Below are 12,769 nucleotides of genomic sequence, written 5' to 3'. Positions count from 1 at the left end.
AAATTAATACATATATTTTTGGTCTATTACTTGCTTAATTAAGTTTATTAAACTACCAGCAGCTACCAGGAAAATTATGCTTAATTCAATTTTATTATCTTTGTTTATTTCAACTTCAGCTCCCAGTGCTCATATGGAAACTTCGACAAAAGAAGAAATGAAAGTTAATAGCGCTCCAGTAGGAACCATCATAAATAAACAAAGCAAAAGTAATAAAATAGCAGCATCTAAGATGAATAAGTTAAAGATGACTGAAACAGGCCGCCGCGCAGTAAGAATCTAGGAGACAAGTATGCTCAAATTACTTAAAGCTCTATTCAGCTATCAAATAAAAGAAAATACCATAGCCGCCAATATAGAAATAAAGGAAATGTCCGCGAATACCTGGTGGAGATAAGTATTCACAGTAAATAGGAAAAGAAAAGGAAGGATAAGTGAAAAATAATTAACGGGAATGTCGTATTAAACAAGGAGAAAAGCCGTTTAAGTGCCTTATCAGGCCAAAATCATAGTTATAGATGACTAAGCCGACATTCCCCCTCATACAGTATTTTACGCAGTTACAAGCCTCTAGCTAAAGCCCCCACGCAAAAACGCTAGTAGTCAATTATCAAGCGCGGAAAATCAACCCACCAAAACCAAACTTACGATTGGTCTTCATTCTTTTTTTCATACAAAACATCGGCCAGATAAAAGGCCCGAACAGCAAGCCCGCAAAGGCCCAGCGCTTACGCCCTAAACCGCTTGCCAGTGCCTGGCAATAAAAGAATAACGCAGAAATAAAACCAATCAATCCGGTAAGCAACAACACTACAAAACATCCTACTACTAACTTCAGGCGACGTAATATAGCAAACTTCCCTCTGATGATAAAGCAATCAATTACTGGTTAATAAATATAAAGTTAAAATAACTTGAACGATCAAACCTCAGGGGGAAAACAACCAAAATACAGGAGGCAAAAAATTGCCTACTTCCGGAAAACAGGCGGTAAACTATTTCCGCTTAACTCAATATCTTTATATTTGTTGATCTGTTTGCTAACTACGAGTAATTTTTTCATGCAAGAATAACAGACGCAAAATCATGGAGTGAAAAACAAGGGAAATTATGGCTCAAGATGAAAAACTAATAGAGTTGGTCGCCGGTGAAATCTATGTCCTATTTGCAGAAGCGGTTAAGGCGTCCAGCTCGGGCTGGGAAGCCATTTTACACTTTCAAGCTGCCATAGGTGAAGTGGAAGAGCGATACGGCGAAGAATTGTTGTATCAAGCCCTGAGGTTCAAATCCTTTCTCAGCGACGTCGATATCAATACCGTCATTGGCATGATACAAGAGGGCATAGCGGTGACGCCTCAAACCCGGCTGAACTAAACACCGGGCAAAAAAATGTTGGCAAGCTATTACAGCATTGCCAACATCATTTCATCTTGATGCCGGGCTTAATCCCGGCATGCGTATACCCTATACTTATTCGTAGCAGGTACGGCCTTCTTCGGCCATTTTCACCAGGGCGTCACACGGCTTAAAGCGCTCGCCATGTTGGGCAGCCCAGCGGTTTAACTGGCTCACCACATTGGTTGCGCCTACCTGGTCAAGATAGCGGAACGGACCGCCCAGGAACGGCGGGAAGCCTATGCCGAAGATAGCGCCGATATCGCCGTCACGGGCGTTGCGCACTATGCCTTCGTCTAAACACCTTACCGCTTCGTTCAACATCATGTATACGCAGCGCTGGCTGATTTCATCGTCAGACAAGCGGCCTTGCGGAGTGATGTTCAGCACTTTGTAGATGCTTTCGTCCACCTGCTTCTTCTTCACCTTTTTACCGTACAAATAGAAACCTTTCGACGCTTTCTTACCTAAACGGCCATCCGCCAATAATTTGTCAAAGGCCGGCGGCGTAGCAAAACGATCACCTAGTTCCGCCTGCAGGATAGGACCGATTTTAGCGCCGATATCGATACCCACTTCATCAAGCAGCTGCATCGGGCCAACCGGGAAACCAAAGTTCACTAAAGTCTTGTCCAGTTTTTCGATAGACTCGCCTTCAAGCAGTAAATTGGCGGCTTCGTTCATGTAAGGGGCCAAAATACGGTTTACGTAGAAGCCGGCCTTGTCTTTCACCACAATCGGGGTTTTGCCCTGTTTCTTGGCAAAGGCCACTGTGGTGGAGATGGTTTGGTCGGAAGTACCTTCATGGGCAATAATTTCCGCCAGCGGCATTTTATCTACCGGCGAGAAATAATGCAGACCAATCACGTTTTCCGGACGCGCCGCTTTGGCAGCGATTTGCCCGATAGGCAAGCTGGAAGTGTTACTGGCAAAAATGGTGGTCGGTTTACAGAACTCTTCCACATCGGCAACCATTTTTTGCTTCAGGGCTAAGTCTTCAAATACCGCTTCCACCACAATATCCAGCTCTTTAAAACCGCTGTAGTCTACCGTGCCGGTAATAGATGACATTTGCTTTTGCATTTCGCTGTGCATCATAAAACGGCGTTTTACTTTTTTGTTTAACAGGTCAAAACCGTATTTCAGTGCGTGGTTAATGCCTTTATGGCTGATGTCTTTAATACGTACCGGCACCTTGGCTTTGGTGGCGGTCACAAAAGCGATACCACCGCCCATCAAGCCGCCGCCCAGCACACCGGCTTTAGCAATTTTTTCCGGCTCAACACCGGCAACGCCCTGCTCTTTTTTCATGTCTGTGGTGGCAAAGAAAATATTTCTTAACTGGGCCGACTCAGGGGTTTTCACCAGCTCACCGAAATGGTTGGCTTCTACCTGGTAACCTTGTGCAGGTGACTGTTCGCTGCCGGTTTTCACACAGTCGATAATTTTCAGCGGCGCAGGATATTTGCCCTTGGTTTTTGCCAGTACGGTTTTCGCCGCCTGCTTGAATACAATATTGCGGCCGAAGCTGTTGCCTTCAAGCAACTTGTCCATCACCGACATTTTGCGCGGCTTGGCTTTTACCTTACCGGCCAAGGCCATTTCCTCTGCGGTACGGATCAAAATACTCTCCGGTACCACGTCATTAACCAAACCGGCTTTTAATGCCTGTTTTGCTCTTAGCTGCTTGCCGGTTAACATCATATCCAAGGCTTTTTGAATGCCCACCAGTTTAGGTAAACGTTGGGTGCCGCCGCTGCCCGGCAACAAACCAAGCTGTACTTCCGGCAAGCCTAAAGCAGTTTTCGGGCTGTCGGTACAGACACGGGCATGACAGGCCATGGCCAGTTCTAAACCGCCGCCTAAACACGGACCGTGGATGGCGGCAATTACCGGAATATCCATTTTTTCCAGCTGGTCGAACAGCATTTGCCCCTGGCGGGATAACGCCGTGGCTTCTTCTGCGGTTTGACAGGCATTAAGCATGTTAATGTCGGCACCGGCAACGAAAGAGTCTTTCTTGCCGCTTAGTAGCACTATGCCTTTAATGTCCTTATCGCCTTTGATTTCCTGCAGTACTTCACCGACCTGCTCGGCAAATTCAGCTTTGAGGGTGTTCATGGTATCGCCGACCACGTCCATGACTAAATGGGCCAGGCCATTTTCCTGACGCACCAAAGTAAAGGCACTCGCGCTGCTGCTGGTTGTTTCTTCAGTCATCTCACTTACCTCGGTAACTTCTGTTACTTCGTTCATCTGGGTCATTAGTCCGTCTCCAATATCATAGCAGCACCTAAACCACCGGCCGCACAGGCGGTCGTCAGGCCAACACCGCCGCCGCGGCGGTTTAATTCATTCAAGGTTTGTGTGATCAAGCGTGCGCCGGTGGCGGCAAACGGATGGCCGTAAGCGATAGAGCCGCCCATCACGTTGAACTTGCTCATATCAATTTCACCTATGGCTTTATTGCGCAGGTGCGACAAATGCTCTTTGGCAAATTTGTCGCTGGCAAACATTTTCATATTGGCCAGTGCCTGGGCGGCAAAGGCTTCGTGCATTTCAATTAAGTCCAGGTCGGCCAGTTCCATACCGGCACGTTTTAACGCCAACGGTGTCGCATGGCTTGGCCCCATCAGCATGTCTTGCCATACGTCGATGGCGGCAAAGGCAAAGCTTTTAATATAACCTAACGGCTTGTAGCCCAATTCTTTGGCACGGCCTTCGCGCATCATCAATACCGCTGCGCCGCCGTCGGTTAACGGCGTACTGTTGGCGGCGGTTACCGAGCCGTGCTTACGGTCAAATACCGGCCTGAGTTTGGCGTAGCCTTCCAAAGTTGAGTTTTCACGGAAACAGTTATCCTGGTCGATAAAGGTTTTGTGCGGCTCAGGATGGGCGGCCATGACTTCACCGGCCAGGTTACCTTCTTTCCAGTTTTTCGCCGCTAATGTATGAGATCTGTGGGCCAGTTCATCCTGATCGGCACGGGAAATTTGGTAGGTTTTCGCCATCTGCTCCGCCGTTTGTCCCATAGAGATACCGGTTGAATATTCGGCAACCGCCGGAGAGACAGGCAATAAGTCTTTTAGCCCCAGCTGACGGATCAAACCAAACTTCTGACCGGCGGTTTTCGCCTTGGTCAGATCCACTAAGGTTCTGGCAAGTTTTTTCGATACACCCACAGGCGCCACGGAAGAAGAGTCAGCACCGCCGGCAATACCGACATCACTGATCCCCGCCATAATAGACTCCGCTACGTTGGCGGTAGACTGGAAACTGGTGGCACAGGCACGGGAAACACTGTAGGCGTCGGTGTGCACATTCATGCCGGTACCTAAAACAATTTCCCGGGCAATGTTCGGTGCTTCCGGCATTTGTACTACCTGACCGAAAACCAGCTGGTCAATAATAGTTGGATCAACTTCGTGTTTTTGTAATAACTCGTTGACTACCATTTTACCTAAGTCAACCGCTGGCACCCCGTGAAAGGCCGTTGCCTGTTTCGCGAAAGGTGTTCTTAAACCTGCAACAATAGCAATACGTTCGCCCTTTGCTGTTGTCAGTGTATTTGTTTTTGACATCTTATTCCCCGACTGATTTATCCCTACCCATACCTTATCAGGAGTACCGGAATATTGTGTACTCTTTCACCACATAAAATAACAGGATAGGTAAAGCTGACTGCCCGACCAAGAGGTCAGACCTCCAAATATTACTCCTGATTTTAACGAACTATGAGAATAATTCAATCATTGAAAAGACATCGGGCACGAAAAGCACTGTAAACCGGCAGGACAAAAGCATAAATAAAATACCCCGGGTAATAAAAATAGGTACAATGGCTGTTTAAGTTTGTTAAAAATAGTTACAACTTTACGCTGGTGCTTGTTTTTTAAATAGGGAACCATATATCAACACAGGTGTCATTAAGACAGGCGCTAAAGCAGTGCAGTTAAAGACAGACGTCGTAAAAGACAATCGAATCAATTGAACAATTAGATAATTATAAATATGGCAATTACACAATTTTCTTCACTAAAAGAACATTTATCGCAGCAGATCATCGGCCAGCAGGCCTTAGTTGAAAACTTACTGATCGCCTTATTGGCCGACGGCCATCTTATTGTTGAGGGTCCTCCGGGGCTGGCAAAGACCCGTGCGGTCAATGCCCTGGCGGAAGGCCTGGAAGCCGACTTCCACCGTATTCAATTTACCCCGGATTTATTGCCGGCGGATTTAACCGGCACAGATATTTATCGCCCCGAAGACGGCAGCTTTGTTTTTCAGGCAGGACCATTATTCCGTAACCTGGTACTGGCGGATGAAATAAACCGTGCTCCGGCCAAGGTACAGTCGGCGTTATTAGAAGCCATGGCGGAAGGCCAGATCACCGTTGGCAGAAAAACCTACCCGCTGCCGGAGCTTTTCCTGGTGATGGCAACCCAGAACCCGATAGAACAGGAAGGCACTTATCCCCTGCCGGAAGCACAACTTGACCGTTTTTTAATGCACCTGGAAATAGATTACCCGGATGCGGCAAGCGAGCTGGAAATTTTAAAACTTAACCGCGGCGAAGCGTTAAAACAGGCGAAAAAATCTCTTGAGGTGCTGAGCCAGGCCGATATTTTTGCCGCCCGTGAAGAAGTGCTGAATATCCATATGGCGCCTTCGCTGGAAAAATATCTGGTCGATTTGATCATGGCCACCCGCCAGCCGGAAAAATATGACGACAAGCTCAAGCAATGGCTGGCCTACGGCGCAAGCCCGCGGGCAACCATAGCCCTGGACCGCTGTGCCCGCGCCCGTGCCTGGTTAAACGGCCGCGACTTTGTCAGCCCGGAAGATGTCCAGGCGGTATTTCATAATGTCTTGCGCCACCGCATCCTGCTGACCTACCAGGCAGAAGCGGAAGGCATTACCACCAACCAGTTATTGGATCACTTGTTAAGCTTAGTGGCTGTTGGTTAGCCTGAGCTGTTATTTGGCAGTGCTGTTGTTTGGCTTAACATAAATGAGTCAGCGCAAGGAAAGGACAGCAAAAACAGCCCGGGCACACCTGAAACAGGTAAAGGTCCGGGCTTATGCAATTAACAACGAGTGATAAGTGGTTTAAATATGTGGTTTAGTAAATCAACCAAACAAACGCAGCAAATCGACGCCGCCCAGGTCTTGCACAGCATCATGGCAAGCGGCGTTGGTTTATCTATCGAGGAATTACTCCAGTATCAAACAAAAACCTCTTTGATAGACTTGGCTGCGAATAAAAATTTACACGGACGTATGTCCGGCAATTACCTGGCCCGCAGCAAAGGCCGGGGCATGGAGTTTGACGAGGTGCGCCATTACCAGACAGGTGATGATATCCGCGCCATCGACTGGCGGGTCACCGCCCGTACCGGTAAAACCCATACCAAGTTATTTCGCGAAGAAATCGAGCGCCCGGTGCTGATCGCCACAGACTTAAGTGCCAGCATGCTTTTTGGCAGCCAGTTGCTGTTTAAATCGGTACAGGCAGCGCACCTGGCCTCCTTGGTGGCCTGGCACGCTAAAGGCCGCGGCGACCGCATCGGCGGTATTGTCTTTAACAACCAGCAGCACCAGGAATTAAAACCCCGCAGCCGCCAGGCCGGTGTCTTACATTACCTGCATGCGCTGACCCAGATCCACCAGCAAAGCGTCGAACAGCCGGAAGTTAACCAGATGAGCACCACAGCCTTTGAGCAAAACTGCGCCCGCTTGCGCCAGCTTGCCCGTCCCGGCTCTTTAGTGTATTTGATCACCGACGGTTATCTGCTCAGCAAAGAAGCGATACGCCATCTGTCGCAAATCAGCCGCCACTGCGAACTGGTGGTTTGCCAGATCACAGATCCGCTGGAACATCATCTGCCCGAGAGCAAACACAGGTTTAATGTCGCCATCACCGATGGCAGACAAGATCAGCAGCTGACCTTAGGGGATAAACGCACCGCAGATCTCTACCAACAAAAGGCAGAAGCCATGCGCGAGCAACGGCAAAACTTTATCAGTAAAGCCGGTGCCCGGATTTTAACCTTCGGCGCCGACAAAACATTGGAATTTCAGCTTAAAAACGGAGTCAGCACTTGGACCCGCTAGCCCAATTACAAGACATACATTTACCCCAGCAGGTGCATAACTACCCGCTTGCTCCCGGCTGGTGGATATTGCTGATTTTGGTCAGCATGTTAACCGCCATTGTGCTTTATAAAGCGGTAAAAACCTGGCGTTTGAACAAGCAAAAACGCTTTGCCCTGCGCCAGCTGAATCAGTCGCCCATCCCCAATAATGCGCAAATCATTGCCATTTTAAAGTGGACGACCATGACCTACTTCCCAAGGAAAAGCAGCGCCAGCTTATTTGGCCGCAAGTTTCAGCAGTTTTTAACCGAGCAGTTGCCGGAAAAACATCAGCAGGCGTTCACCGAGCAATGCGGCGATGCTTTTGATCATCTTTACCAAAAAGAAGTCAGTGACGACAGCAATATCGCCCTAAGCCAGGCGGCAATTTTATGGTTGAAAAAGGCGCTGCCGCCGAAAAAAATCACCAGGAAAGACAAAACCGACAACACCGGGAAAAACCAGGGTTCGGCTAAAGTGAATGCGGATAAAAACACAAGCCCAAAAACCTCATCAGTTGAAGTTACCGACACCGGTAAATATCAAAAACAAGGAGAGCCGGCATGATCCATTTTCAATGGCCATGGCTGTTACTGGTCCTGCCCTTGCCCCTTTTAGTTTACTGGCTACCGGCAAAAAACAAGGCGACGACTGCCGCGTTAAAAATGCCTTATCTGGTTTCCGGTTTATCTACCAGCGGCCAGGTCGAACATAAAAACCGGGCGCCGTTAATTATCTTATCCCTGATCTGGTGTTTAGTGGTGCTGGCAGTGAGCCGCCCGCAATGGCTGGGAGAAGCAATAGACATTCCCACCGAAGGCAGGGAAATGATGATCGCCGTGGATTTATCCGGCAGTATGCAGGTTGAAGACATGAACTTAAACGGCAGGACCATGAACCGCCTGGAAATGCTAAAAGTGCTGCTGGGCGAGTTTATCGACGACAGGGTCGGCGATCGCCTCGGCCTGATCTTATTCGGCGACGACGCCTATATGCAAACCCCGATGACCTTTGACCGTAAAACCGTCAGACAAATGCTTGATGAAACGGTATTGGGCCTGGTAGGTAAAAAAACCGCCATCGGCGATGCCATTGCCCTGGCGGTAAAACGTTTTGATGAAAAGAAAGAATCCAACCGGGTGCTGCTGCTGTTAACCGACGGCCAGAACACCGCCGGAAAAATCTCTCCCGAGCAATCATTAGAGCTTGCCATCGCCAAAGACATTACCATCTATACCATAGGCATAGGCGCCGATGTGATGCTGCAAAAATCCCTGTTTGGCACCCGTCAGGTCAATCCGTCGAGCGAGCTCGATGAAGGCACTTTACAAAAACTGGCTAAAGAAACCGGCGGCCGTTATTTCCGCGCCCGCGACAGCCAGTCGATGACGGCCATTTACCAGTTGCTGGATCAATTAGAGCCGGTAGAGCAGGATCACCAGCAAATGAGACCCCTGTCCGCCCTGTTCCAATTCCCGTTAGCGGCGGCGATGCTGCTGGCATTTTTGTATTTTCTTTGGCTCAACCGCCCGAGCCACATCTGGCAGAGGGGGTAATTCCATGGCAGATTTTCATTTTATCCGCCCCTGGGCCCTGCTGGCATTTTTTGCCTTATTTTTCGTGTTATGGCTGCTAAAACGCATGTCCATTGCCCATTCCGGCTGGCAGCAGTTTTTACCCGGCCATCTGGCCAAAGTGCTGATTAACGGCATGCAAAAAAGTAAACCTTTATCCCTGACCCTGCCGTTTATTATCGGCACCCTAGGCATAGTGGCCCTGGCCGGACCCACATGGCAGAAATTGCCGCAGCCGGTATACCAGGTAGAGCGCGGCTCTGTGCTGATCATGGATATGTCTTATTCCATGTACAGTACCGATTTGGCGCCAAACCGTTTAACCCGGTCAAGATATAAGGCCAGCGATTTACTCGACAGCCTAAACGAAGGGGAAATCGGCCTGATCGCCTATGCCGGCGATGCCTTTACCATCAGTCCGTTAACGGAAGATATCAATAACATTAAGTTGTTATTGCCCGCCATCAGCCCGGAGATCATGCCAGAACTTGGCAGTAATCCGCTGGCGGCATTAACCCTGGCCCATGAGATGCTGAGCAATGCCGGTCATCTCGAAGGGGATATCTACTGGTTTACCGACGGCATAGACTTTGAGGATATTGAAGATATCAATGACTGGAGCCGCAGCTTCCCCCACCGCCTGAATATTTTAGGTGTCGGCAGCGGTGAAGGTGCGCCGATCACGTTACCCAGCGGCGAGTTAATGAAAGATGACTCCGGCGCGATTGTCGTGCCAAGAACCAACGAGAAGCGCTTATACGGCCTGGCCAGCAAGGGGCGCGGCACCTACCGCACCATAACCAATGACAATACCGATATCAACGCCCTGATCACACTAAAGCCGGGCATGGAATCCGAAAAGGAAGAAGGCGAGTCACAAAACCTGGGCGACCAGTGGCAGGAAGCGGGTCCTTACCTCTTGCTATTACTTTTACCCCTGTTATTGGGATATTTCCGCCGCGGTACAGTGGTCGCCTTGTTGCCGTTAACGCTATTGCTGATGCCAGAGCAGCAGGCCTATGCGCTTGAATGGCAGGATCTGTGGAAAACCAAAGATCAGCAGGCACAGCAGCAGTTTAACCAGCAGAACTATTCCCAGGCAGCCAAGAACTTCCAGGACCCCCTGTGGCAAGGCAGCGCCCACTATAAAGCGGGAGACTATGAGAAAGCACTGGCAGCGTTTGAGAAATTCAACAGCGCCGATGCCCTGTACAATAAGGGCAATACCCTGGCAAAAATGCAAAAATTTGATGAGGCCCTCAAAGCCTATGACCAGGCGCTGGAAAAAGATCCCGAGCTGATTGATGCGCAAAAAAACAAGCAGCTGATTGAAGAGCTGAAAAAACAACAGCAGCAACAGCAGCAAAATCAGGATCAGCAAAACCAGGACCAGGAAAATCAGGAGCAGGAGCAAGAAGGTCAAGACTCGCAGCAGCAACAACAGCAAGGCCAGGATCAGGAGTCGCAGCAGCAAAATGATGAGCAGCAGCAGAGCGACCAGCAACAAGGCCAGCAGTCGGAGCAGGAAAAACAGCAGCAAGAACAAAACGACCAGGGACAGGACCAGGAGTCTGAGCAGGAGAAGCAAGAGCAACAATCACAGGCGGAGCAAGAGCAGGCGGAGCGTGAAAAAGCCGAGCAGGAAGCCAAACAGCAAGAGGCCGAACAGCAGCAGGGAGAAGAAACGCCCGAGCAGCAACAGGCCAGGTTAGCCCAGGAAAAAGCCGATCAGGAAACCGAGCAAAAACATCAGCAATTATTAAATAAGGTCACGGATGATCCTTATTTGTTACTACGCAACAAGATGCAGATCGAGTATCAAAAACGCCGCCAGAACGGCACGCCAGCAGGAGTTAAGAAAAAGTGGTAAAAGCAATTTTATGTTTAATGGGCCTTTTACTTTCACAGGTCGTGTCGCAGACAGCAATGGCCGCGCCACAGGTCAGCGCCAGCGTGGATAAAAACCCTGTCATGCTCAACGAGTCCTTTGTGCTCTCGGTGGTGGCCAATGAAGATGTCGGCAGTAATGCCCTGGACACAACACCGCTGCAAAAAGACTTTATTGTCGGGCGCACCTCGGTCAGTTCGCAAACCAGCATGGTGAACTTTAAAACCTCCTACAGCACCACCTGGACCACGGTATTGTTCGCCCGTAAAGCAGGTAATGTTACTATCCCGCCGCTGACGGTAGGCTCGGAAAAAACCCAGGCCATCAACCTAGAGGTAGTGCCGGCATCAAGCGCCAAAGCAGGCAACCACCAGCAGGACATTTTCATCACCGCAGAAGTGTCAAACAATGATGTTTATGTACAGCAGCTGGTCACCATGTCGGTAAAATTACACTTTAGCACCGAATTAAAGCGCGGCACGTTAAGCGAGCCGGAGCTTGAAGGTGCCAACATCCAGCAAGTGGGCAAAGACGGGGAAAGCGAAAGCATCATCAACGGCAGGCGCTACCGGGTAATTGAGCGTACCTATGCCATTACCCCGCAACAAAGCGGTGATTTTGTTATTGCCGCCCCGGTATTTTCCGGTGAAGTGATGGCCAATAGCCGCCGCCGCTCGAGCTTTTTCAGCTTTTCCGAAACCAAGCCGGTTTCTGTGATGGGAGATAGCATTTCCCTCAATGTCCGTCCGGTGCCCGAGGCTTTCCAGGGACAATGGCTGCCGAGCGAGCTGTTAACCCTGCATCAGGAATGGCAGCCTGAACTGACGAAATTTACCGTCGGCGAGCCGATCACCCGCACCGTTACCTTAACCGCCGCCGGTTTGTCGGAGGAGCAGCTACCCGAACTTGCCATGGAGATGCCGCCGGGACTAAAAGTCTATCCGGACCAGGCTGAGCTGCATACCAGTTTAAATAAAGACCGCCTGGTGAGCCAAAAAGTCAGAAACTTTGCCCTGGTGGCAAGCAAACCCGGAAAATATACCTTGCCGGAAATTTCCATCCCCTGGTGGAATACCGTCACCAACCGCTATGAAACCAGCACCATAGCGGCCCAGGAAATTGAAGTATTACCCGGAGTACAAACAGCCAATAATACGCCTTTTACAGTACCGGAAGGCGGTAATACCGCCCCCCTGGGACAGGAAGTGCAAACCGTGACCGTAAAAGAGCATTCCTGGTTAACCTGGCTGTTTATGACCTTGTGGCTGTTAACCTCCTTTGCCTGGTTCGCCAGCGCCCGGGGGAAAAGAGCACAGCAAACTCAGGGAACAGGCAGTGAACCGGTTAAACATATCGACCCCTACCTGGCGTTAATGGCTGCCTGTAAACAAAATAACGGCGAACAGGTGATCAGCCTGTTACCCGCCTGGATTAACAGCGGCAAACATCATTTCAGCACCGGGCGCAAGAAGGTCTCCACCCTGGATGAAGTGATCAAGGTGATCGACCGCCAGGACTTTACCGAAGTGATCAATGAACTCCAGCACCATTACTATGGTAAAGGGCAGGGTAAAGAGCCGGGTAGAGAACACGCCCAAACAGCAACCAGCCTGCCTGCCTGGCAGGGGAAAGAGCTGTTAACCATCCTGGTCAACATCAATAAAAAACAATCGAAAAAGACAGCCGAGGTCGCTATTGCCTTAAATCCATGATAAAACTCCATGGTAAATATCAAGGGATATAAAAGAGATAAAAGGCAGCTACCAGGCGGCAGATGA

Annotated in this window: 11 protein-coding genes; 8 read left to right on the top strand and 3 right to left on the bottom strand. The window is 49.6% G+C overall.

Annotation, left to right across the window (positions count from 1 at the left end):
* Positions 1-76 precede the first annotated feature (76 nt).
* The gene (locus SG35_RS08040; protein WP_044830742.1) at positions 77-283 is read left to right on the top strand and encodes a hypothetical protein; all 207 of its coding nucleotides are present in this window, start codon (positions 77-79) and stop codon (positions 281-283) included.
* A 327-nt stretch (positions 284-610) separates the two neighbouring features.
* Here the strand turns inward: SG35_RS08040 and SG35_RS08035 are convergent, their stop codons facing one another.
* Positions 611-811, bottom strand: coding sequence for a hypothetical protein (locus tag SG35_RS08035; RefSeq protein ID WP_044830741.1), 201 nt, complete (start codon positions 809-811; stop codon positions 611-613).
* A gap of 299 nt (positions 812-1,110) precedes the next feature.
* Between SG35_RS08035 and SG35_RS08030 the strand changes: the two genes are divergently transcribed.
* Positions 1,111-1,374 carry a hypothetical protein gene (locus tag SG35_RS08030; protein WP_044830740.1) on the top strand — a complete coding sequence of 88 codons (264 nt, stop codon included), beginning with the start codon at positions 1,111-1,113 and terminating at the stop codon, positions 1,372-1,374.
* Positions 1,375-1,470: 96 nt separating this feature from the next.
* On the opposite strand, the gene fadJ is transcribed toward SG35_RS08030, so the two are convergent.
* Positions 1,471-3,615, bottom strand: a complete 2,145-nt coding sequence (gene fadJ / locus SG35_RS08025) for a fatty acid oxidation complex subunit alpha FadJ (RefSeq protein WP_044830923.1) — start codon at positions 3,613-3,615, stop codon at positions 1,471-1,473.
* A gap of 44 nt (positions 3,616-3,659) precedes the next feature.
* A complete protein-coding gene (fadI, locus tag SG35_RS08020; RefSeq protein ID WP_044830739.1) occupies positions 3,660-4,976 on the bottom strand; it encodes an acetyl-CoA C-acyltransferase FadI in 1,317 nt (438 codons plus the stop codon).
* Positions 4,977-5,406: 430 nt separating this feature from the next.
* Between fadI and SG35_RS08015 the strand changes: the two genes are divergently transcribed.
* From SG35_RS08015 to SG35_RS07990, 6 genes are all read left to right on the top strand, one after another.
* Positions 5,407-6,363, top strand: coding sequence for an AAA family ATPase (locus SG35_RS08015; protein WP_044830738.1), 957 nt, complete (start codon positions 5,407-5,409; stop codon positions 6,361-6,363).
* Between the two features lie 147 nt (positions 6,364-6,510).
* A complete protein-coding gene (locus SG35_RS08010) occupies positions 6,511-7,509 on the top strand; it encodes a DUF58 domain-containing protein (RefSeq protein WP_044830737.1) in 999 nt (332 codons plus the stop codon).
* Positions 7,497-8,096, top strand: coding sequence for a DUF4381 domain-containing protein (locus SG35_RS08005; protein WP_053042759.1), 600 nt, complete (start codon positions 7,497-7,499; stop codon positions 8,094-8,096). Before SG35_RS08010 ends, SG35_RS08005 begins: the two co-directional genes overlap by 13 nt.
* Positions 8,093-9,085 carry a vWA domain-containing protein gene (locus SG35_RS08000; protein WP_044830736.1) on the top strand — a complete coding sequence of 331 codons (993 nt, stop codon included), beginning with the start codon at positions 8,093-8,095 and terminating at the stop codon, positions 9,083-9,085. The genes SG35_RS08005 and SG35_RS08000 overlap by 4 nt, the downstream gene beginning before the upstream one ends.
* A 4-nt stretch (positions 9,086-9,089) precedes the next feature.
* On the top strand, positions 9,090-10,973 hold the full coding sequence (locus SG35_RS07995; RefSeq protein ID WP_044830735.1) for a vWA domain-containing protein: 1,884 nt from the start codon (positions 9,090-9,092) through the stop codon (positions 10,971-10,973).
* A 56-nt stretch (positions 10,974-11,029) separates the two neighbouring features.
* On the top strand, positions 11,030-12,703 hold the full coding sequence (locus SG35_RS07990) for a BatD family protein (RefSeq protein WP_236702506.1): 1,674 nt from the start codon (positions 11,030-11,032) through the stop codon (positions 12,701-12,703).
* The last annotated feature ends 66 nt before the right edge of the window (positions 12,704-12,769 follow it).

The sequence above is a fragment of the Thalassomonas actiniarum genome (genome assembly GCF_000948975.2).
Classification (GTDB): domain Bacteria; phylum Pseudomonadota; class Gammaproteobacteria; order Enterobacterales; family Alteromonadaceae; genus Thalassomonas; species Thalassomonas actiniarum.
The sequence above is the reverse complement of the archived record's forward strand: the minus strand, read 5'-3'. Positions and strand labels throughout refer to the sequence as shown.

Excerpts from the sequence above, each read along its gene's own strand:
- SG35_RS07990 (WP_236702506.1), top strand. The coding sequence starts at position 11,030 with ATGGCCGCGCCACAGGTCAGCGCCAGCGTGGATAAAAACCCTGTCATG.
- SG35_RS08040 (WP_044830742.1), top strand. The coding sequence starts at position 77 with ATGCTTAATTCAATTTTATTATCTTTGTTTATTTCAACTTCAGCTCCC.
- SG35_RS08030 (WP_044830740.1), top strand. The coding sequence starts at position 1,111 with ATGGCTCAAGATGAAAAACTAATAGAGTTGGTCGCCGGTGAAATCTAT.
- fadI (WP_044830739.1), bottom strand. The coding sequence starts at position 4,976 with ATGTCAAAAACAAATACACTGACAACAGCAAAGGGCGAACGTATTGCT.
- SG35_RS07995 (WP_044830735.1), top strand. The coding sequence starts at position 9,090 with ATGGCAGATTTTCATTTTATCCGCCCCTGGGCCCTGCTGGCATTTTTT.
- fadJ (WP_044830923.1), bottom strand. The coding sequence starts at position 3,615 with ATGACTGAAGAAACAACCAGCAGCAGCGCGAGTGCCTTTACTTTGGTG.
- SG35_RS08015 (WP_044830738.1), top strand. The coding sequence starts at position 5,407 with ATGGCAATTACACAATTTTCTTCACTAAAAGAACATTTATCGCAGCAG.
- SG35_RS08010 (WP_044830737.1), top strand. The coding sequence starts at position 6,511 with ATGTGGTTTAGTAAATCAACCAAACAAACGCAGCAAATCGACGCCGCC.
- SG35_RS08000 (WP_044830736.1), top strand. The coding sequence starts at position 8,093 with ATGATCCATTTTCAATGGCCATGGCTGTTACTGGTCCTGCCCTTGCCC.